This is a genomic window from Paraclostridium bifermentans (assembly GCF_019916025.1).
In the GTDB taxonomy this organism is placed as follows: domain Bacteria; phylum Bacillota; class Clostridia; order Peptostreptococcales; family Peptostreptococcaceae; genus Paraclostridium; species Paraclostridium bifermentans.
The window spans coordinates 252,228-273,365 of record NZ_CP079737.1 but is presented as its reverse complement, the minus strand read 5'-3'; the positions used below and the strand labels follow the sequence as shown (position 1 = coordinate 273,365).

Genomic DNA, 21,138 nt, shown 5'->3' with positions numbered 1-21,138 from the left:
CTCCTTTTTTTATGCACTTTCTTCTTCATCTTTTAAAACAATAACTGGATCAGAATCTTGTTTAACAGACTCTTCTGTCAGTATTATTTTCTTTATATCATCTCTAGATGGTATTTCATACATTATATCCATCATTATATTTTCAACAATACTTCTTAGACCTCTTGCACCCGTATTTCTTTCAATAGCTTTTTTAGCTATTGCTCTAAGTGCAGCATCTTCAAATTCAAGTTCAACTCCATCTAATTCAAATAATTTTTGGAATTGTTTTACTAAAGAGTTCTTAGGCTCTTTTAGTATACTTACTAGTGCATCTTCATCTAATAATTCTAAAGTTGCAACTACAGGAATTCTACCTATAAATTCTGGTATTATACCAAATTTAAGTAAGTCTTCTGTTTGAACTTGTGCATAAATTTTTCCAAGGTCCATATCTTTTTTACTTTCTATCTTAGCTCCAAATCCTAGTGTTTTTTCGCCGCCTCTTTTTTGAATTATTCTTTCTATTCCATCAAAGGCTCCTCCTAATATAAATAGTATATTAGTAGTATCTAGCTTTAAGAACTCTTGGTGTGGATGCTTTCTTCCACCTTGTGGTGGAACATTAGCTACAGTTCCTTCTAAGATTTTTAGTAGAGCCTGTTGAACACCTTCTCCACTAACATCTCTAGTTATAGATGGATTTTCTGATTTTCTAGCTATCTTATCTATCTCATCTATATATATTATACCTCTTTCAGCTTTCTCTATATCAAAGTCCGCTGCTTGTATAAGCTTTAATAATATATTTTCAACATCTTCTCCAACATATCCAGCTTCAGTTAGTGATGTTGCATCTGCCATTGCAAATGGAACATTTAAAGTTTTAGCTAGTGTTTGAGCAAGAAGCGTTTTTCCTGATCCAGTAGGTCCTAATAAAAGTATGTTACTTTTTTGTATCTCAACATCTTTGTTAGTTCCTTTGTTTTTTCCATAGATTCTTTTATAATGATTGTAAACAGCTACTGATAAAGCTTTTTTAGCTTTTTCTTGTCCTATTACATAATCATTAAGAGTGTTCATCATTTCTTTTGGTTTCGGTAAATTTACAGTTTCCTCTTCTGTTGTTTCTTCAACTTCTTCCTGAATTATCTCATCACATAATTCAACACATTCATCGCATATATATACATTTGGACCTGCAATAAGTCTTCTAACTTGTTCTTGGTTTTTACCGCAGAATGAACATTTTAATTGTCTCTTATCTTCATATTTTGACATATTAACACCTCTCTTATCTACGGTCTTTTAGTAATTACTTCATCTATTAAGCCGTATTGTTTAGCTTCTTCAGCACTCATGAAGTTATCACGTTCAGTATCCATTTTTAATTTTTCTATAGGCTGACCTGTTCTTTCAGCTAATATAGAATTTAACGTTTGTTTCATTTTTACTATTCTATTTGCATGTATCTCTATGTCAGTAGCTTGCCCTCTTGTTCCTCCTAGTGGTTGATGTATCATTATTTCACTATTTGGAAGTGCATATCTTTTTCCTTTTTCTCCTGCTGCTAATAAGAATGCTCCCATAGATGCAGCCATTCCTATACATATAGTTGATACATCTGGTTTTATATATTGCATAGTATCATATATTGCCATACCAGCCGTTATACTTCCTCCTGGAGAGTTTATATATAAGTGTATATCTTTATCTGGGTCTTCTGCCTCTAGGAATAATAACTGAGCTACTACAAGTCCTGCTGTAGCATCATTTACTTCATCACCCAAAAATATTATTCTATCTTTTAGAAGTTTTGAATATATATCGTAAGATCTTTCTCCTCTTCCTGTTTGTTCTACTACTACAGGTACTAATGCCATGGATTATACCCCCTATCATAATTATCTATATATACAATATACAGTAGCTGTAACAGCTACTGTATGAAATATACCTATAATGATTAAACTAATTTAGCACTATCAACTAATGAATCTATTGTTTTTCTTATTTTTAATTGACCTTTTATATCTTCTAAGTCAGTTGGTCTCATTACTGATTTTATTTTTTCAACTTCCATATTGTACATTTTAGCCATTTTTTCAACTTCAGCTTCAACATCAGCTTCAGAAACTTCTACATTTTCAGCTTTAGCTATAGCTTCTAATACTAAAGATGATTTAACTAACTTTGTAGCTTCTTCTCTCTTTTCATTTCTTAAATCTTCTATTGATCTTCCAGTCATTTGTAATAATTGCTCTAATTGTAATCCTTGGTATTGTAATTGGTAGTTAAGTTCCATTAACATGTTATCTATTTGAGTTTCAACCATTGCATTTGGAACTTCTACTTCTGTACCTTCAGATATTTTTTCAACTAAAGAATTTCTCATTTCAGCATCTGCTCTATTTTTAGCTTCTTCTTCTACTTTAGCTTTTAAATCACTCTTTAATTCTTCTAATGTATTGAATTCTGTTGTATCAGCTGCAAATTCATCATTTAATTCTGGTAATTCTTTGCTTTGTACATTCTTTATAACAACTTTGAAAGTAGCTGGCTTTCCTGCTAAGTTTTCAGCATGGTACTCAGCTGGGAACTCAACGTTTACTTCTATTTCTTCACCTTTATTTTTACCTATTAATTGCTCTTCGAATCCTGGTATGAATGTGTTTGATCCTATAACTAAGCTATAGTCTTCTCCTTTTCCACCTTCAAAAGCAACACCATCTACAAATCCTTCGAAGTCTATAACAGTATTGTCTCCATTTTCTATAGCTCTACCTTCAACATCTACTAATCTTGAAGCTTTGTTTCTCATTTCATCTAATCTTAAAGTTACTTCATCTTCATTTACAGTATAGTCAGGTTTTGCTATTTCTATACCTTTGTATGATCCAAGTTCGAACTCTGGCTTAACTTCTACATTAACAACCATTACTAATCCGTTGTCTTTGCTTATTTCTTCTATGTCTAAGTCAGGTCTATCTATTGGATCTATGTTTAACTCTTCTAAAGCTGATGGATATATTTCTGGGAATAACATATCTATAGCATCGTTGTAGAATACTCCTTTTCCATATTGAGATTCTATTATTTGCTTAGGCGCTTTACCTTTTCTAAATCCTGGTATATTAAATTTACCTTTGTTTTTGTTGTAAGCTTTTGTTACTGCACCTTCAAATTTATCATTATCAACTGTTAGTTTAAAAGTAACTTTGTTACCTTCTTTCTTAAGTAATTCTGCTTTCATTATTATTAATCCTCCTATTGATTATGTATTCTTTTATATATAGTATAATAGATTTCGTTACTATAATTTTACTATTTTATTATAACACATTCTTTTTTTTATTTACAAGTACCGCATTGATATGAACTGGCTTTGAAAAGCGCCTTATTTCATCGCATTTCGACCAAAATATCCACCTCTGACGTTCTTGATTTCAGATACTGCTACAAATGCCCTAGAATCATAACTATTTATAGTATTTTGGAAATTATGAAGGTGCTTTCTATCTAAAACAACTTGTAGTATATACTTTACGCCTTCTCTTCCTCTACCTTCTATGACAGTAACTCCAAAACCATGCTGTCTTAAGTACTCTGCAAATTGATCTACATCTTCACCAGTGAAAACTTGAGCTGTTATTAATCCTATTGCAAGTTTTTCCTCAAGTGTGATTCCAACTACGTTACCTGTTGCAAATCCAAGCGCATATGACATTACTTTTACTATGTCCCCCATGTCACCTAGTACTTTATCCATAGCAAATAGGTATATTAAAATTTCAAGAAACCCAATGCAAAACGCAAGTTTCTTTTTACCTTTTACTACAAATATAGTCCTAATTGTTGCTAATGTTACATCTGAACATTTAGCCAAAAATATGAGTAAATACCCCAAAACAAATTCCATTTACTAATCCCCCTAAATTATTTTTATAACCTTATCTCATCAATACTCACATTATCACTAGATATTTCTAATATAACAAAACTTCTATAATTTACTCCTCTTGGTAATGATATGCTACCTGGATTTATATATAGTATGTTATTTTTTTCTTTTATTACTGGTGTATGCGTATGCCCAAATATAACAATATCTGCACATATATTTTTAGCTTTTTCATGTAATTGTTCAATACCATATTTAACGCCATACTTATCCCCATGACAAACAAATATATTTTTATTTTCTATCTCAAACTCTAATTCATCTTCTGTATTTTCAAAATCGCAGTTCCCTCTAACTGCCATCATCGAAACTCCAGTCATCTTATGAATATATTTTGAATCTATAAAATTATCTCCTGCATGTATAATTAAGTCACATTCTTTTAAATATGGAATAGTTTTATCTATAAACCTATTCATTCTATGAGTGTCACTTATTACCCCAATTTTCATTACTTCACTATCCTTTTATTAAATTCATCTTTCATAAGTTTTAAAGAATTTGCTCTGTGACTTATTGAATTTTTTATTGAACTAGGTAATTCTCCAAATGTCTTATTATATTGATTCACTATAAATAATGGATCATATCCAAATCCATTTTCACCTTTTTCTTCAAATGCTATAGTTCCTTCACAAGTTCCTCTTACTACAAACTCTTTTCCACTTGGGAATACTACAGCTATAGCTGATACAAATCTTCCTGTTCTTTGACTCATAGGCACATTTTTCATAGCCTTTACAAGTTTTTCTCTATTTTGCTCATCAGTTGCATTTTCTCCTGCATATCTAGCTGAGTAAACCCCTGGCTTTTTACCTAAAGCATCCACTTCAAGACCAGAATCATCCGCAACTGCTACCATATTTGTAGCTTTAGCTATAGTTCTAGCTTTTATAAGAGCATTATGCTCAAATGTATGACCATCTTCTACTATTTCTATTCCTGCTAAATCCACATCTTTAAGAGAATATATTTTACAATCAAAATCATTTAGTATAGCTGAAATTTCTTCTAATTTATGAGCATTATTTGTAGCTATAACAACTTCATCTGGAATTTCTTCTCCAAGAACTTCACTTGCTATTTTCCCTAATGCTTTTCTTTGAACTTTAATAAGCTCTTTATTTCCTTTTTCTCCTAATTCAAGTAATGCATTTAAATCTTTTCTAGTAAATGGAGATTCTTCTCCTGTTCCTTGAACCTCTACAAATTCACCTTTGTCTGTCATTATAACATTCATATCAACATGTGCATTTGAATCTTCTTCATAGCATAGATCTAAAACATGCTCTCCATTAACTATACCTACACTTATAGCTGATACAAAGTTTCTTATAGGTAAAGTTTTTATTTGTTTTTTTTCATATAAAGAATATAAAGCTTCTGCTACTGCTACAAAAGCTCCTGTTATAGATGCTGTTCTAGTTCCTCCATCAGCTTGGATTACATCACAGTCTACCCATATAGTTCTTTCTCCTATTTTAGATAAATCTATAACTGATCTTATAGCTCTTCCTATTAATCTTTGTATTTCTTGAGTTCTTCCATCAACTTTACCTCTTGATGACTCTCTTATTTTTCTTTGGTGTGTAGATCTTGGTAACATAGAATACTCTGCATTTATCCATCCAGTTCCTGAATTTCTTAAGAAAGGAGGTACTTTATCTTCTATAGAAGCTGTACAGATAACTTTAGTTTCTCCCATTTCAATTAATACAGATCCCTCTGCATATCTAGTAAAGTTTCTAGTTATTTTAACTGGTCTTATTTCATCATTTTTTCTACCATCAATTCTCGTCATTTATATTACCTCTTTCAAACATTTTTTAAAGCAAATTCACACTAATTAACTTACCCGAACTGTAACTTAAATATTGTATATACTATAATATATTAGCATTATTTAACCCTAAATAGTAGTTATTTATTAATATAATTTCCCCAATATTTTTACTTAATAACTTCTTGAACTTCTTCTTTTGAGCTTAAGTTTAATATATCTAAAAACTTAGCTTCATCAATAACTTTGACTCCTAATTCGTTAGCCTTTGTAAGCTTTGATCCTGCTTCTTCTCCAGCTAAAACAAATGTTGTAGATTTACTTACACTAGAAGTTGCTTTTCCTCCTCTTGCCTCAATCATTTCTTTTGCATCATTTCTTTTTAAAGTAGGTAAAGTACCTGTTAATACAATCTTCATTCCTTCAAAAATATTAACTATAGACTCATCTTTATTTTTTATAGATTCTGTATTAACCCCAGCATCTTTTAATTTATTTATAACCGTCATATTTTTTTCTTCTTTAAAGAACTCAACAACACTGTTTGCCATTATATCTCCAAATTCTTCAAGATTAGTTAACTGAACTGCATCTGCATTTATTATTTCATCTAAACTATCAAAACTTTTAGCCAAAACTTTTGCACCTTTAACTCCTATATATTTAATACCTAATCCATTTATTAATCTATATAGTTCATTTTGTTTAGATTTTTCTATTGCTTTAATTAAATTTTCAGCTGATTTTTCGCCCATTCTTTCTAAATTTATTACATCTTCTTTTTTTATGTAATAAAGGTCAGCTATATCTTTAATTATATTGTTATCTAGTAATAATCCAACTATAGATTCTCCTAGTCCTTCTATATTCATTGCATCTCTTGAAGCAAAGTGTATTATTCCTCTTCTAATTTGAGCTGGACAACTAATATTAATGCACTTTACTGCAGCTTCTCCCTCTAATCTAACAGTAGGCTCTGAGCATACAGGACATTTATCAGGGAATTTAAATTCTATTTCATTTCCATCTCTATCATCTTTAACAACTTGAACTACTTGTGGTATTATATCTCCGGCTTTTTGAACTAAAACTGTATCTCCAATTTTTATGTCTTTTTCATTTATATAATCTTCATTATGTAAAGTTGCACGAGAAACTGTTGTTCCAGCTAATCTAACTGGTTCAAGTATAGCTGTAGGCGTTATAGTTCCTGTTCTACCAACTTCAACTATAATATCTATAAGCTTCGTTTTCTTTTGCTCTGCAGGGAATTTATATGCAATTGCCCATCTTGGACTTTTAGCTGTATAACCCATAATATCTCTTTGTTGTAAATCATTAACTTTAATAACCATTCCATCTATTTCAAACGGTAGTTTTGATCTATTTTCTGTCCAATATTCAATATGCTTTATAACTCCCTCTATATTTGAACAAACTTTGTAATCTGTACTAACCTTGAATCCTAAGTTTTTAAGATATTCTAATGATTCACTATGACTTTTTAAATTTGTATTTTCAATATACTCTAGGTTAAATATAAATATATCTAAAGGTCTTTTAGCTGTTAACTTAGAATCTAACTGTCTTAAAGTTCCTGCTGCTAAGTTTCTAGGGTTAGCAAATAATTGAAGTCCTTGTTCTTCTTGTAATTCATTTATTTTTTCGAAATTTTCCTTAGATATATATACTTCTCCTCTTACTACAACTTCTTCTGTATCATTAATTTTTAAAGGTATAGTCTTTACTGTTCTTAAGTTTTCTGTTATATCTTCTCCAACTACTCCATTACCTCTTGTTGCTCCCTTTTCAAAAACTCCATTTTTATATGTTAATCCAACTGATAATCCATCTATTTTAAATTCAACTACGTATTCAACACTATCATCAGCTAATTCTCTTACTCTTTTATCAAAATCTTTTAAATCCTTATCTGAGTAAGCATTTGATAAACTAAGCATAGGTATTTTATGTGTTATTTGCGTAAATTTATCTAAAGGCTTACCTCCTACCCTACTACTTGGTGAATCAGCTCTTTTTATTTGAGGATTTTCTTCTTCAATTTTTATAAGTTCTTTCATTAAATTATCATATTCATAATCTGATATCTCAGGAGCATCATCATTATAATATTTATTGCTATGATAGTTTATTTGATCTATCAATTCATCCATTCTAGTTTTTATGTCCATATAAATCACCTCTTTTAAAATCTATGTAAATCGTACTAATTTCAATGCAATACTATCTTAGTATACCATAATTTCCTTCTTAAAATTACAACTAAACTATTAATATCCTTTTTGAATATTTACAACGTTTTTAAGCTCTTTTTTGTTTATATAATTCTTTAAATTTTCATATATAGTATTAAATGTTCTACTTCTATTTTTATCAGATATCCATGAATTATGAGGGGTTATAGTTACATTTTCAAATTCCCAAAGTTTATTTTCTTTATTTAATGGTTCACTTTCAAATACATCTAAACAAACACCTTTAAACTTACTTATATTATTGATTAAATCATTTTCATTTATTATGTTTCCCCTACCAACATTTATAATCACTGATCCATCTTTCATAGTTTTTAATTTTTCATCATTAATCATTCCTCTAGTTTCTTTTGTTGATGGCAAAGTAATAACTACTACATCACATTTTTTTAACCCTTCGGTTATATTTCCTATAGATATACATTCATCAAATCCTACAACGTCTCTACCATCTGTATTAACTCCATAAACATATACTCCAAATGCTTTTAACCTATCAGCAGCATTTTTTGCAATTGTACCAGTTCCTATAAACATTACTTTTTTATCAGTTAGTTCTTCTAAGTTTATAGCTAATTTCCACTTCTTTTGTGCTTGGTTTTCATACATTTGTTTTGTGTTTTTATATACATTTAAAATATACATAACTATATATTCCGCCATAGGAATACTATAATTTCCTTTGTTATTACATACCGTAATATTATTTTTTATAATTTCATCTTTTGGTATTTGATCTATTCCAACACTACTTAATTGAATTAGTTTCAAATTTTCTAGTTTCGATATATCAAGTGTGTTAAACGGATTATAACCTACTATTACTTCAATATCTTTATTTTCATTATTTACTTCAGCCTTAGATTCCTTCATATATATTACTTCATATCCTAAATCTATCAATTTATTTATTTCATTATCCTCATATTTATTTGTAACTAATAATTTCATAAAGTATCTCCTCCCATATCTAATAGTTAATTATATTTTATCTTAAAAATAAAAGTCCTTTAATTATTAAATAATTAAAGGACTTAATCTATTTTATATAAATACACTATATATTAGAATGCCATCACTGAGGTGTTTTGTGTATTTATTTAATAATATATTGTCCAGTTTTTAATTTTTAATTCTTAGGAATTACAAGCTTTTGATGTATATAATTTCCAAATTATAAATTTGAACAATTGACCTGTTTTTTATTTATATATCATAGTTTATATTTTCAAATATAAGTTAATACTTTCAATATGATAATATTTTTTAAGGGGTGATTTTATGCTTAAACTTCATCATGACGATAGTTTAAGATATTATATTGAAAATTATAAAATAAATAATATGTTTGATGTAAATTTGAACTCTCATATGGAACTTCATTGTTTTAATAAAAATGAACTTATAGTTCTTAAAAATACAACTCCCGATTACTTATATTTTCTCGTGGAGGGAACTACTATTAAATTAGAAAATTCTTTTGATAATAATAATATACTTAAATCTTCTATAAATAATTTAAATATTATTGGCTCTTTGGAAATATTTACAGAAAATAAATTTGAATATAGTTTAAGAGCTTTAGATGAATGTATTTTTATAGGAATACCTGTGTCAATTATAAAGGATGTAGCATTTAAAGACCCTACTTTCCTATCATATTTTTGTAAGAGCTTTGCAAACTCTATTTACAATAATGATTTAAAAATAAATTTTTTTAAAAAAGAAAAAGATGCTATATAGCATCTTATAAAAGGGAATAGATAGTGTTAAAGTCTATCTATTTTATATAGAGTTTTTTTTGTACTAATAAAACAAAAAAGACCATGAAAGTTTTAAAACCTTCATGGCCTCTTTGAATCATATGTACTTATACCATAATGATAGCAGAATCATTTAGGCTTCGCAACTACTATAATTATTTTTTACAATTTTAAATATCCACTTTTTATTTTTCTATGTATAGTAGAAGAATCTATCCCTATTTGTTTTGATGCTTGTGTAATAGAACCATACTTATCTATTGCTCTAGGTATAATTATTTGATCTACTATTTTATATGCTTCATTTAAATTTACAATACCATTTACAACTATTGGAGATTTTAAGTCGTTTTCCTTAGATAAATCATCTAAATTTATTAGCATATTAAACTCATCTTCTCCTATCGTATTTTTAACTGATAAAACAACAAACCTTTCGATAATATTTTTCAGTTCTCTTATGTTTCCAGGCCATGAATGATTATTTAACAATTCCATAACCTTAGGAGAAATGCTTATTTCTCTATTATATTTAGTGTTGTATAAATCTAAGAAATATTCAACCAAAGGCATTATGTCTTCTTTTCTTTCCCTTAATGGAGGTATTTTTATAGGTATAACACTAAGTCTATAATATAAATCCTGTCTAAACTTCAAATTATCATGTAAATCCTCATTTGAAATATTAGTAGCACTTACATACCTTACATCAATTTTTATGGGTTTAGTTCCTCCAACTCTAGTAATCGTATTTTCTTGTATAACTCTAAGTAATTTTTTTTGCATTTGAAGTGGCAATTCGCCTATTTCATCTAAAAATATAGTACCTCCATTTGCTTGCTCAAAAAGACCTTTTTTCCCAGACTTTTTAGCTCCAGTAAAAGAACCTTCTTCATATCCGAAAAACTCTGATTCTAGGAGCTCATTAGGAATTGCACCACAGTTAATTGCTATAAATGGTTTATCCCTTCTATGACTATACTTACATATTTTTCTAGCTATAATTTCTTTTCCTACACCAGACTCTCCAGTTATAAAAATAGAAGAATCAGATGCTGCTGCTCTCTTTACTACATTTTTTATATTATCCATAACTTCACTTTTGCTTATATATTCCGAGTTAGTGGCTGTTGTACAATCTTTCGCGTGAGGAGAATCTAAGTTTATAACTCTAGAAATATCTCTACCAGTTAATACTCCCCCTTTTACTTCTCCCTTGTTATCCCATATAGGAACTGCTGTGTATGCTATAACTTTACCTCCAGGATAAACTATATTTTTATAAGTTTTTTTCTTAACTCCTAGCATATTTAGTATTATCGGTTCTTCTACTAATCCCATATAAACTAGTTTGTCAATTTTTCTCCCAAGAACTTCTTTTCTTTTAAATGGTAATATTTCATCACATAAGCTGTTCATCTTTTCAATAACACCATCTTTATTAAATATAACTACAACTTCATCTATATGTTCAATTATGTCCTCTACAACCTTATCTGTTATCATAGATTTTTCAAATAAATAAATATACTGTAATTCATTTTTATAATCTCTAATGGAATAAACGTCTACAAACATATTTAAATCTCTAAGCTGTATTTTTTTTCTATTGTTTGAAAAATAGTCATTTTCATTAAATGTACTATCCAAAACAGATATATTTGATGGCTTGTCCACATCAACAAAATTAAAAATCTTTTTCATTTGTGCATTAAAATCTAGTATTTCCCCAGTTTCACTGCATAAAATTGCTGGATTTTCTAAGTGATTAATAAAGCCCCTAAAATCATTATACACTCTATTCAGCCCTTCCTTATTTAGTAAATTACACCCCTATTAAATATAAAAAACCATTTTCCTACCTAAGAACATTATATCATCTACAATGTATTAATTATAAATTTATTGTTATTTTTTTATTAAATTTGTCATTTTGTCTAATTTTCTATGTTTTTTTATATTTTTATGTAATTGGTACTAATTAAATTTAGCCCTAATTATATACTTAGACGCTAAATTAAATAATCCTTGTATATAATATTGAATCACATTATACACAAGGATTATTTTGGTTAGGTTTACTATAATATATAAGTTTTTACGACTAGATTAATTTTATAAAATCTATGCATTAACTAGTTCGATTAAATCATCTACACTGTCAAGTTTTTCTGTAAGTAATGGAACTATATCTTTAACATCTCCTACTATACCATAATCTGCTATATCAAGTATTGGAGCTGTTTCATTTTTATTTATAGCTATAATAAAATCAGAGTTTTGCATACCTGCTAAATGTTGTATAGCCCCAGATATACCACAAGCTATATACAGGTTAGGTTTAACAGTAGTTCCTGTTTGACCAACTTGATGAGAGTGGTCTATCCATCCAGCGTCAACAGCTGCACGTGATGCTCCTACTACTCCACCTAATTTATCAGCTAATTGTTTTAACATTTCAAATCCTTCAGGACTTCCCATTCCAAGTCCTCCAGATACTATTATATTTGCATCTGTTAAAGATACTAAATCTTTTTTAGTCTTAACAGTTTTTATAACTTCTACTCTTATATCATCTTTGCTTAAGTTAAATGACATAGGAACTATTTTTCCATCTCTAGAATCATTTTTCTCTGCTTTTTCCATAACTCCAGGTCTAACTGTAGACATTTGAGGTCTAGTGTTAGGGCATATAATCGTAGCCATTATATTACCACCAAACGCTGGACGAGTTTGTTTTAATTTTTTATCATCTGGATCTATTTCAAGTTTTGTACAGTCTGCAGTAAGACCTGTACTTACTCTTGAAGCTATTCTTGGAGCTAAGTCTCTTCCTATATGAGTAGCACCATAAAGTACTATTTCTGGTTTAAATTCATTTATTGCATCAGTTATAACTTTTGTATAAGCATCAGTTGTGAATTTTTCTAACAATTCATCATCCGCAGTATAAACTGTATCCGCTCCATAAGCAACTAATTCTTTAGCCATAGAATCTACATTTTTACCTAATAATATTGCACATAGGTTAACACCTATTTCATCAGCTAATTTTCTACCTTCTCCAAGTAATTCTATTACAACTGGTGTTATTGCACCATCTCTTTGCTCTGCAAACACCCAAACATTTTTATATGAGCTAAAATCTTTTATATTTTCATTTATATTTGTATTCATCTTAACCTCCAACTTATATAATGTGCTTTTGTTTTAGTCCTACTAGTACCGTATTCACAATATCTTCTGGATTACCTTTAAGTATTTCCCCTTTACCTCTTGGATCTGGTGTAAATGATTTAAATACTTTTGTTGGTGATGCTTTAAGTCCTACTTCTTCTCTATTTACATCTAAATCGTCTATAGTCCAAACTTTTACTTCTGTTTTAAATGCTTTTACTATTTTATCAACAGACATATGTCTTGGTTCATTAAGTTCTTTAACAGCTGTTAAAAGAACAGGTTTTTTTACTTTTATTACTTCGTATCCATCCTCTAATTGTCTTTGTACAGTTACTGTATCTCCATCTATAGAGAAATCTTGCACATATGTAACTTGAGGTATATCAAGTTTTTCAGCAATTTGTGGTCCAACTTGAGCTGTATCCCCATCTATAGCCTGTCTTCCAGCAAATACTATATCGTAATCGCCTACCTTTTTGATTCCTGCTGCTATTGTATTTGAAGTTGCCCAAGTATCAGCTCCTCCAAACGCTCTATCACTAAGAAGGATTGCTTCATCAGCACCCATAGCTAAACACTCTCTAAGCATAAAGTCTGCTTGAGGAGGTCCCATAGTTATTACTGTTACTTTTGATCCTTCATGTTCATCTTTTAATCTTAATGCCTGCTCTAATGCATTTGCATCATCAGGGTTTAATATACTTGGAACACCATCTCTTATAAGAGTTCCTGTCTCTTTATTTATTCTAACTTCATTAGTATCTGGAACTTGTTTAACGCAAACTAATATTTTCAAAGTCTTTACCTCCATTTAACTAGTATAAAATATTTTTAAAGGTTTAATTTATTTTAAAATGCTTGAAGATATTACCATTTTTTGAACTTCTGATGTACCTTCATATATAGACATTATTCTAGCATCTCTATATATTCTTTCGATTGGATAATCTTTTATAAATCCATATCCACCATGTAATTGTAATGCTTTATAAGCAACTTCATTTGCTATTTCAGCTGCATAGTATTTAGCCATCGCAGATTCTTTAGTCATATTTACTCCTGCATCTTTCTTTTCAGCTGCATCATAAACTAACCATCTAGCTGCATTTACTTTTGTTTCCATATCAGCTAAAGTAAATTGAGTATTTTGGAATTTAGAAAGCGTTCTCCCAAACTGTACTCTTTCTTTTGTATATTTTATAGCTTCATCAAGTGCACCTTGTGCAATACCTAATGCTTGAGCTGCAACACCTATTCTACCAGCATCAAGAGTATTCATAGCTATTTTAAATCCTATACCTTCTTTTCCTAATAAGTTTTCTTTTGGTACTTTTACATTTTCAAATATTAGGTCTGAAGTTTGAGTTCCTCTTATACCCATTTTATCTTCATGAGCTCCGTGAGAGAATCCTTCCCATTTACTTTCTACTATAAATGCAGATGTTCCTTTTAGACCTTTTGATCTATCTGTAACTGCAATTACTATAGCAACGTCACATATAGGAGCATTAGTTATAAATGTTTTTCTTCCATTTAATATATAATAATCTCCATCAAGTTCTGCTGTTGTTTGTTGTGCTGAAGCATCAGATCCTGCTCCTGGTTCTGTAAGACCAAACGCTCCTATCATTTCACCTGATGCGATACCTCTTAAATATTTTTGTTTTTGTTCTTCAGTTCCATAGTTAAGTATCGGTAATGATACTAGAGATGATGCTGCAGTTGCATAAGTTCCAGTTGATGCGCATCTTCTACTAAGTTCTTCCATTATTATTGCATATGATACGTAATCTGAACCTGCTCCCCCATATTCTTCAGGTACAGTAACGCTTGTATATTTTGTTTTGGCCATTTTGTCTAATAATTCTCTTGGCATTTCCCCAGTTTTATCAATTTCTTCTGGTAAAGTTGCCAATTCTCTACTTACGAAGTCTCTTACTGCTTTTCTTAAAAGTTCTTTCTCTTTATTAAATAACATATTCTCCTCCATTTTATATTCTAAAATTTTTGATATGAGATATTATTAAAAACGAAATCCTTATAAATAATTCCTATAATCAATGCATCTATTTAGTTTATTAAATATAAAGATTTCGCTTGTTACAAATATAAATTTTAGGCGAAGCTAAGCATCTCAGAGAAGGCTTGCACACGAGTTCTTACTTGCTCATTGTTTGATGTCTGTTGATCTACTTCTATATATAAAGTAGGAATATCACTTGATTCTATATCCTTTTTAACTACTGGATAATCATATTCCTCTGGATCACAGAATTTCATCATACAGAATACTACCCCATCTGCTCCTTTAGCTTTTACTTCATCAGCTATCATAGAACCACGTTTTTTATCTGGATCATAAGCTAATGAACAGCCTTCTACATTTGACCATTGTCTTGCTAATCTTTCTAAAGCATCTTTTCCATCTGGAACTAAAGTTCTAAATTGTCTAGATTCTTGAGCTAAATCATCTGCAACAACTGTTATATTATTTTCTTCTAATATCTCTAAGATATCTTTTGAGTCCAGTGATATACCAGTAAGTACAACTTTGCTTCCTGTACATTCTTCAACTTGCATTTTATTTAGTTTAGATATAAGGTTTTTAACTAAATCAGTATGTTCCTCTTTTCTCATAAAGAATCCGCTTTTTATAACTAAGTTTCTAACTGAAGGTTTTATTGTTTTTGAATACTTAGGAGCTAACGCTACAAACTCTTGCATTACTCTTCTATGTTCATTGTAAACTTCTATACTTTCATGTAATTTTTCTTCTGTTATTTCATGACCACATATTTTTTCTAATTCTTTTTTTACATGTTTAAATTCATTAACTAAGTATGTTACCCCTGAATCTAGTTTTCTATTTTGTGGATAAACTAAAGCTATATAAGGTACTTGTGGAACTGCTACCTTCCAGTTTTGACCTAAACATATTAATGTATCGCACATTCCAGGTATTATAACAGCTGAAAGTTCATTGTAAGCTCCTTTAAGTCCATATTCTAGAGATGATTGCATTATTGAACATGCAAATGCTGGAAAATACTGTTTTGCTAGATCTAATTCAGTATGTCCACCCCATATACCTACAGGAAACATTCCTGCTGCATGGATTATTTCTTCTGGACAGTAAACTGGGAAACATCCTATAGCTTTATTTCCAGTATCTTTTTTAAATTTTTTGATAACCTCATTTGGATTATCAATTACCTCTTGCATTCTTGCTAACATAGCTTCCATTATATTTCACCTCTGTTAAGATTTTTTCTCTCATCCATAACTTCAACTAGACCTTGTATTCTAGTTTCAAATTGAGCCTTAGTAAATCCTCTAGGATCTGCTTGGTCTCCATCAAAACCAGCTGATGGTATTCCTGTAATCTCTTCAGTTTTTCTTTGCATTTCATACTGAATTAAACTCATAAGCTTACAGCTTCTATTCATATGATAGAAAGCTCCATCACATTTACCATCTCTTAATGAATTAACTCTAAACTCTGTCATTTGATCTAAGTTAACATTATTGAACATTCCACTATAAGCTCTTGCCATTCCATCTAAATCATTAACTTCATATTGAAGAGCCCATGCATGTGGGTAAACACTACCTGTCATATTAACGCCATATTTAGCTAGTGTTTTCATTTTATATCCTATATAAGGCCAACAAGGAATTCCTTCCATCATTATTCTATATTTTTCTTCTCCTCTAAATGTAGAGACTTTATTTTTCTTATTTTCTTCTAATTCATCTATTAAAAGTTTAAATGCTTCTGTAGTTTCCTTTTTACCTCTTGCACAAACGATTACTGCCATATAAGTGAATAAATCAAATCCATTCATTGGAGATGGATTTGAACCTTCAGGTAAACTCATTGAGTATTTCCAAAGTCTACCATTCTCAGCAGATGTCTTCATTACATCTTCAAACTTTTTAGGATCAAATTTTTTGCCTGATATTTTTTCAAGTTGTGTTATAGCTTCTTGGAATTGAGCTTTTATATATTCAACCCTTTCATCTGTAACATGATCTTCATCATTGAAAGGTAAATCTATCATTATCATAGGTATATTTAACTCTTTTGATATATTTTCATACCATTTTATTACTTGGTTACATATATTGTTGCAACATAGTAAAAAGTCTGGCTGTGGCATATCTAAAGTATCACTTTTTCCTTTTTCTAAAAAACCAAAATTTGTTCTAGCATAAGCACATAAATCTATAGAATACCCTTGAGCTTCTGATCTTTCGCATAAATCTAATGATTCTTTTTTTGCAGCTACTCCTGCTGCTTGATTTTCTGGATAACATAAATTTAAATCAAATACCTCTGCTAATTCTTGAGGAAATACTGAAGTTGACCAACCAACAGGTCTACCTTCTTCTTTAGCTTTAAAAGCATTTGCATACTGTTGAGCTAAGAGCTCATTTATTACTGTTTTAGCATCTTTTTTTTCAGACATTTTCATCCCTCTTTACTATTATTTTTTTGTTTCATTGTAGGCATATATAGCTGCTCCTAAGGCACCTGTAAGTTGAGGTATCTCAGGAACTATTATATTAGTCCCTAACTCTCTTTCCATAGCTTTAACGACGCCTGAATTTTTAGCAACTCCTCCAACCATAACTACATCCTCTTTAACTCCAAGTCGCTTTACCAAACTGGCAACCCTTTTAGCAACTGAAGTATGTATTCCTGCAACTATATCCTCTATAGCTATATCATTTGATAAATGTGATATAACTTCTGATTCTGCAAAAACTGTGCATGTATTACTTATGGATACTTCATTTTGAGATCTCATTGATATATCTCCAAGATCAGATACATCCACTTCAACGATTTTTGCCATAACATCTAAAAATCTACCAGTACCTGCTGCACATTTATCGTTCATTAGGAAGTTTAACATAACCCCGTTATTATCTAACTTAAGTGCTTTAGCATCTTGCCCTCCGATATCTATTACTGTTCTAGCTGTAGGTACTAAAAATTTTACACCCTTAGTATGACAACTTAATTCACTTATTTGTTTATGAGTTTCAGCGTATTTCATACGCCCATAACCAGTTACTACAGTATTTTGAATATCAGAACCTTTTATATTAAGCTTTTTATACAAATCTTCAAGAACTCTAGCAGGCCCGCTAGTTCCAGTTCCTGAAGATATTGTAGAGTAAGCTACTATTTCTTTTCCATCTTTTAAAATAAGTCCTTTAGATGCAGTTGACCCTATATCTAATCCCATTGTGTACATTTTGAGCGCCCCTTTTTATCTCTAAACTAGCTCTTTTGAATCATCTAACTTAACAGCTTGAGAGTTAACCATGTTTAATATTTCTTCTTCTGTATAACCTAACTCTTTAAGAACTTCTTCTGTATGCTCTCCTACTCTTGGAGCTGGTGTATATTCTTTTATTCCCATAGTTTTAAACTTAACTGGCCCGTTTACTAACACACCTTCATTTCCATTTGCATATTTAGTTTTAAATAGAAAATCGTTTGCCCAAGCTTGCTCATCTTCAAGTATATCTTCACAACTTTGAACTTTTTCAAATGGAAGGTCTGCTTCTTCTAATAATGCTGACCATTCATCTAATGTTTTCTCAAGCATTGCTTCTCCAACTATTTCAACCATTTCATCAACGTGTAATGGCATTACTTTTATATCATTGAATCTTTCATCTTCCATTATTTCTGGTCTATTTATAACGTTACAGAATTTTGGAAGCCATTTATTATATTGAATTAATGCAAGTTGTATCCATTTACCATCTTTACATTTATAAGTAGTCATAAGTGGACTATTTGGATTAGCTCTTGATATAGGCATTTTATTTCCATATTGAGCTGTAGTAATCATCATTCCCATTCCATAAAGTGCTGTATGGTATAAACTTACTGTTACTCTATCCCCTTCACCTGTCATTTGTTTTTTGTAAAGAGCTGCTAAGATACCTGCTGTTAATGAAACTCCTGCATAGTGATCTCCAAATGCTGCTGCTGTATTACAAGGAGAAGTTCCTTTTTCCATAAGAGATTGACTAACTCCACCTCTTGCAAAATATGCTGTATAGTCAAATCCTGGTTTATCTTTTAATGGTCCATTTTCTCCATATCCAAGTATATGAGCATGTATAAGAGCAGGGAATTCATCTTTTAATTGATCATAAGTAAGACCTATTTTTGAAAGAGCTTGTTCTCTAACATTAGTAATAAATATATCAGCTTTAGCTAAAAGCTTATGAATTATTTCTACTCCTTCTTTTGTTTTTACATTTACACTTATACCTTTTTTATTTCCATTCTCTAATTCATACATTGGATTTTCTTCATCTGTACATGGAGATTTGAAAGTTCCACCCATAACTCTTATTCCATCTCCACCAAGTGGCTCTATCTTAATTACTTCTGCGCCCCAATCTCCAAGTAATTTGGCGCAGCAAGGAGCTGCTACGAAACTTGATAATTCAACAACCCTAACACCTTTTAGTAATGCTTTATTATCCATAACTCAACCTCCTATAATTATAAACATCATATAATATTTAATTTAATTTAATAATTAATAATTCTAATAATAAGTTTTAAAAACTTTTGAGATAAATTTTATTTTGATACCTATATTGTTAAGCATTTATCGTGCCAAAAGTTATTTTTTTAATCAAATAGTTAATTTTTACACATTCTCTTATGTTTTATTTTTTTATATTTTTATTAATCAATCTAATTTTCATTGCAAAATACCTCTAGAGTGTTGCAATTTGCAAGACTTTTTATTTTCACTATTTTTTAAATATATATTTCATTTAAATTTGATTGAAAATTTATCCATTTAGATTGTTGTAAAATTAACTAAGTGTATGTTATGATTTAATCATAATAGCATATTGTTAGTTAATTATTTAATTTCTATATGCTATTTATAGTTATGTGCTTTTTTATATTTTGACTATAAGTTGTCATTATATAAATAATTATTATAATAGATGAGCTACTCATATAAATATATTGTTATAGTGTTTTATTTATATTACTTTTTTAATTGTATAATAGCTTGTCTATTAAAAAATAAGGGGGCTTTAATATGAAAATATTAATGTTTAGTACACGTGAACATGAATTACCTGCAATAGCAAAATGGATTGAGGAGAATGGGAACAATGTTCAAGTCGATACAATTGAAGAAGGCTTATCATCAGTGACTGTTGACAAAGCTAAAGGATACGACGGAATTTCTATTCAACAAACTAATCCAATTGATGACGCTATAATTTATGAAAAATTAAAAGAATTTGGAATAAAACAAATAGCTTCTAGAGCAGCTGGTTTTGATATGATTGATTTAGACCAAGCTACTAAAAATGATTTAGTTATAACTAATGTACCTGCTTATTCACCAAACTCAGTAGCAGAACTTGCGGTAACTCAGACAATGAATCTCCTGAGAAACATGCACCTTATTAATAGAAATGTTAATACTGGGGACTTTAGATGGTCAGCTAATTTAATTGCAAGAGAAATTAGATCTACTACAGTAGGTATAGTAGGTACAGGTAAGATAGGTTCAACTGCAGCTAAGTTATTCAAAGGACTAGGTGCAAATGTTATAGCATATGATGCTTATCCTAACGAAGATCTAAAAGAAATTTTAACTTATAAAGATTCTTTAGATGATCTTATGAAAGAAGCTGACGTTGTGTCTTTACACACACCTCTTAATGAAAATACAAAACACATGATAAATAAAGATAACCTTAAATTAATGAAAAAAGATGCTTTTTTAGTTAATACGGGTAGAGGTGGAGTTGTTTGTACAGACGATTTAATTGAAGCTTTAGAAAATAAAGATCTATGTGCTGCTGCTTTAGACACATTTGAAACTGAAGGTACTTTCTTAAACAAAGTAATACCTCATCATGACCTTACTGATCCTCAAGTAAAGAAATTATTAAATATGGAAAATGTACTATTTACTCATCATATAGGCTATTTTACTACTACTGCAGTTGATAATTTAGTAAGTACTGCATTAAATTGTGTAAAAGAAGTTTTAGCTACTGGTGATAGCGTTAATAATGTGTTAAAACTTGTAAATGCTTAATATCTTTTAGCTATATTTAAATAAATTTATAAACTTAAAAGGCTATCTTAAATCACATAAAGTGACTTAAGATAGCCTTTTATTATAT

General features: G+C 29.8%; 18 protein-coding genes. 2 read left to right on the top strand and 16 right to left on the bottom strand.

Translation table 11 applies throughout. The features are described from left to right. Positions 1–9 precede the first annotated feature (9 nt). The 8 genes from clpX to KXZ80_RS01505 form a co-directional block, all read right to left on the bottom strand. A complete protein-coding gene (clpX, locus tag KXZ80_RS01540) occupies positions 10–1,260 on the bottom strand; it encodes an ATP-dependent Clp protease ATP-binding subunit ClpX (protein ID WP_021430344.1) in 1,251 nt (416 codons plus the stop codon). Between the two features lie 17 nt (positions 1,261–1,277). Beyond that, positions 1,278–1,862 carry an ATP-dependent Clp endopeptidase proteolytic subunit ClpP gene (gene clpP / locus KXZ80_RS01535; RefSeq protein ID WP_021434140.1) on the bottom strand — a complete coding sequence of 195 codons (585 nt, stop codon included), beginning with the start codon at positions 1,860–1,862 and terminating at the stop codon, positions 1,278–1,280. 83 nt (positions 1,863–1,945) lie between these two features. Further along, entirely contained in the window at positions 1,946–3,232 is a 1,287-nt protein-coding gene (tig, locus tag KXZ80_RS01530; protein WP_021434141.1) for a trigger factor, read from the bottom strand. A gap of 144 nt (positions 3,233–3,376) precedes the next feature. Next, the gene (locus KXZ80_RS01525; protein ID WP_021430240.1) at positions 3,377–3,898 is read right to left on the bottom strand and encodes a DUF2179 domain-containing protein; all 522 of its coding nucleotides are present in this window, start codon (positions 3,896–3,898) and stop codon (positions 3,377–3,379) included. A gap of 23 nt (positions 3,899–3,921) precedes the next feature. Next, the gene (locus tag KXZ80_RS01520) at positions 3,922–4,392 is read right to left on the bottom strand and encodes a metallophosphoesterase (protein ID WP_021434142.1); all 471 of its coding nucleotides are present in this window, start codon (positions 4,390–4,392) and stop codon (positions 3,922–3,924) included. Next, entirely contained in the window at positions 4,392–5,741 is a 1,350-nt protein-coding gene (rph, locus tag KXZ80_RS01515) for a ribonuclease PH (protein ID WP_021434143.1), read from the bottom strand. The genes KXZ80_RS01520 and rph overlap by 1 nt, the downstream gene beginning before the upstream one ends. Before the next feature lie 149 nt (positions 5,742–5,890). Continuing rightward, positions 5,891–7,912: an NAD-dependent DNA ligase LigA gene (gene ligA, locus KXZ80_RS01510; RefSeq protein WP_021434144.1), complete on the bottom strand. Its 2,022-nt coding sequence runs from the start codon at positions 7,910–7,912 to the stop codon at positions 5,891–5,893. A 99-nt stretch (positions 7,913–8,011) separates the two neighbouring features. Further along, positions 8,012–8,947, bottom strand: coding sequence for a phosphoglycerate dehydrogenase (locus KXZ80_RS01505; protein WP_021434145.1), 936 nt, complete (start codon positions 8,945–8,947; stop codon positions 8,012–8,014). Positions 8,948–9,277: 330 nt separating this feature from the next. On the opposite strand from KXZ80_RS01505, the gene KXZ80_RS01500 reads away from it, so the two are divergent. Then, positions 9,278–9,739, top strand: coding sequence for a cyclic nucleotide-binding domain-containing protein (locus tag KXZ80_RS01500; protein ID WP_021434146.1), 462 nt, complete (start codon positions 9,278–9,280; stop codon positions 9,737–9,739). A gap of 182 nt (positions 9,740–9,921) precedes the next feature. Here KXZ80_RS01500 and KXZ80_RS01495 read toward each other — a convergent pair whose 3' ends face one another. The 8 genes from KXZ80_RS01495 to KXZ80_RS01460 all read right to left on the bottom strand — a co-directional run bounded on the left by KXZ80_RS01495 (position 9,922) and on the right by KXZ80_RS01460 (position 19,457). Further along, entirely contained in the window at positions 9,922–11,556 is a 1,635-nt protein-coding gene (locus KXZ80_RS01495; protein WP_021430149.1) for a sigma-54 interaction domain-containing protein, read from the bottom strand. A 327-nt stretch (positions 11,557–11,883) separates the two neighbouring features. Beyond that, positions 11,884–12,936 (bottom strand): electron transfer flavoprotein subunit alpha/FixB family protein, encoded by a 1,053-nt coding sequence (locus KXZ80_RS01490; protein WP_021434147.1) that lies wholly within the window; start codon positions 12,934–12,936, stop codon positions 11,884–11,886. Positions 12,937–12,949: 13 nt separating this feature from the next. Further along, complete coding sequence (gene etfB / locus KXZ80_RS01485) at positions 12,950–13,735, bottom strand: electron transfer flavoprotein subunit beta (RefSeq protein ID WP_021430126.1); 786 nt, start codon at positions 13,733–13,735, stop codon at positions 12,950–12,952. Positions 13,736–13,783: 48 nt separating this feature from the next. Beyond that, positions 13,784–14,917 (bottom strand): putative isocaproyl-CoA dehydrogenase AcdB, encoded by a 1,134-nt coding sequence (gene acdB, locus KXZ80_RS01480; protein WP_021434148.1) that lies wholly within the window; start codon positions 14,915–14,917, stop codon positions 13,784–13,786. Positions 14,918–15,054: 137 nt separating this feature from the next. After that, positions 15,055–16,182: a (R)-2-hydroxyisocaproyl-CoA dehydratase subunit beta gene (gene hadC, locus KXZ80_RS01475; protein WP_021434149.1), complete on the bottom strand. Its 1,128-nt coding sequence runs from the start codon at positions 16,180–16,182 to the stop codon at positions 15,055–15,057. Then, complete coding sequence (gene hadB / locus KXZ80_RS01470) at positions 16,182–17,408, bottom strand: (R)-2-hydroxyisocaproyl-CoA dehydratase subunit alpha (protein WP_021434150.1); 1,227 nt, start codon at positions 17,406–17,408, stop codon at positions 16,182–16,184. Before hadB ends, hadC begins: the two co-directional genes overlap by 1 nt. Before the next feature lie 18 nt (positions 17,409–17,426). After that, the gene (locus tag KXZ80_RS01465; protein WP_021430301.1) at positions 17,427–18,203 is read right to left on the bottom strand and encodes an acyl-CoA dehydratase activase; all 777 of its coding nucleotides are present in this window, start codon (positions 18,201–18,203) and stop codon (positions 17,427–17,429) included. 21 nt (positions 18,204–18,224) lie between these two features. After that, a complete protein-coding gene (locus KXZ80_RS01460) occupies positions 18,225–19,457 on the bottom strand; it encodes a CaiB/BaiF CoA transferase family protein (protein ID WP_021434151.1) in 1,233 nt (410 codons plus the stop codon). A gap of 576 nt (positions 19,458–20,033) precedes the next feature. Here KXZ80_RS01460 and KXZ80_RS01455 point away from each other — a divergent pair. Next, positions 20,034–21,050: a D-2-hydroxyacid dehydrogenase gene (locus KXZ80_RS01455; RefSeq protein ID WP_021434152.1), complete on the top strand. Its 1,017-nt coding sequence runs from the start codon at positions 20,034–20,036 to the stop codon at positions 21,048–21,050. Positions 21,051–21,138 lie beyond the last annotated feature (88 nt).

Bases quoted from the DNA above. Each gene is read 5' to 3' on its own strand.
- clpX (WP_021430344.1), bottom strand. From the start codon at position 1,260: ATGTCAAAATATGAAGATAAGAGACAATTAAAATGTTCATTCTGCGGT.
- clpP (WP_021434140.1), bottom strand. From the start codon at position 1,862: ATGGCATTAGTACCTGTAGTAGTAGAACAAACAGGAAGAGGAGAAAGA.
- tig (WP_021434141.1), bottom strand. From the start codon at position 3,232: ATGAAAGCAGAATTACTTAAGAAAGAAGGTAACAAAGTTACTTTTAAA.
- KXZ80_RS01525 (WP_021430240.1), bottom strand. From the start codon at position 3,898: ATGGAATTTGTTTTGGGGTATTTACTCATATTTTTGGCTAAATGTTCA.
- KXZ80_RS01520 (WP_021434142.1), bottom strand. From the start codon at position 4,392: ATGAAAATTGGGGTAATAAGTGACACTCATAGAATGAATAGGTTTATA.
- rph (WP_021434143.1), bottom strand. From the start codon at position 5,741: ATGACGAGAATTGATGGTAGAAAAAATGATGAAATAAGACCAGTTAAA.
- ligA (WP_021434144.1), bottom strand. From the start codon at position 7,912: ATGGACATAAAAACTAGAATGGATGAATTGATAGATCAAATAAACTAT.
- KXZ80_RS01505 (WP_021434145.1), bottom strand. From the start codon at position 8,947: ATGAAATTATTAGTTACAAATAAATATGAGGATAATGAAATAAATAAA.
- KXZ80_RS01500 (WP_021434146.1), top strand. From the start codon at position 9,278: ATGCTTAAACTTCATCATGACGATAGTTTAAGATATTATATTGAAAAT.
- KXZ80_RS01490 (WP_021434147.1), bottom strand. From the start codon at position 12,936: ATGAATACAAATATAAATGAAAATATAAAAGATTTTAGCTCATATAAA.
- acdB (WP_021434148.1), bottom strand. From the start codon at position 14,917: ATGTTATTTAATAAAGAGAAAGAACTTTTAAGAAAAGCAGTAAGAGAC.
- hadC (WP_021434149.1), bottom strand. From the start codon at position 16,182: ATGGAAGCTATGTTAGCAAGAATGCAAGAGGTAATTGATAATCCAAAT.
- hadB (WP_021434150.1), bottom strand. From the start codon at position 17,408: ATGTCTGAAAAAAAAGATGCTAAAACAGTAATAAATGAGCTCTTAGCT.
- KXZ80_RS01465 (WP_021430301.1), bottom strand. From the start codon at position 18,203: ATGTACACAATGGGATTAGATATAGGGTCAACTGCATCTAAAGGACTT.
- KXZ80_RS01460 (WP_021434151.1), bottom strand. From the start codon at position 19,457: ATGGATAATAAAGCATTACTAAAAGGTGTTAGGGTTGTTGAATTATCA.
- KXZ80_RS01455 (WP_021434152.1), top strand. From the start codon at position 20,034: ATGAAAATATTAATGTTTAGTACACGTGAACATGAATTACCTGCAATA.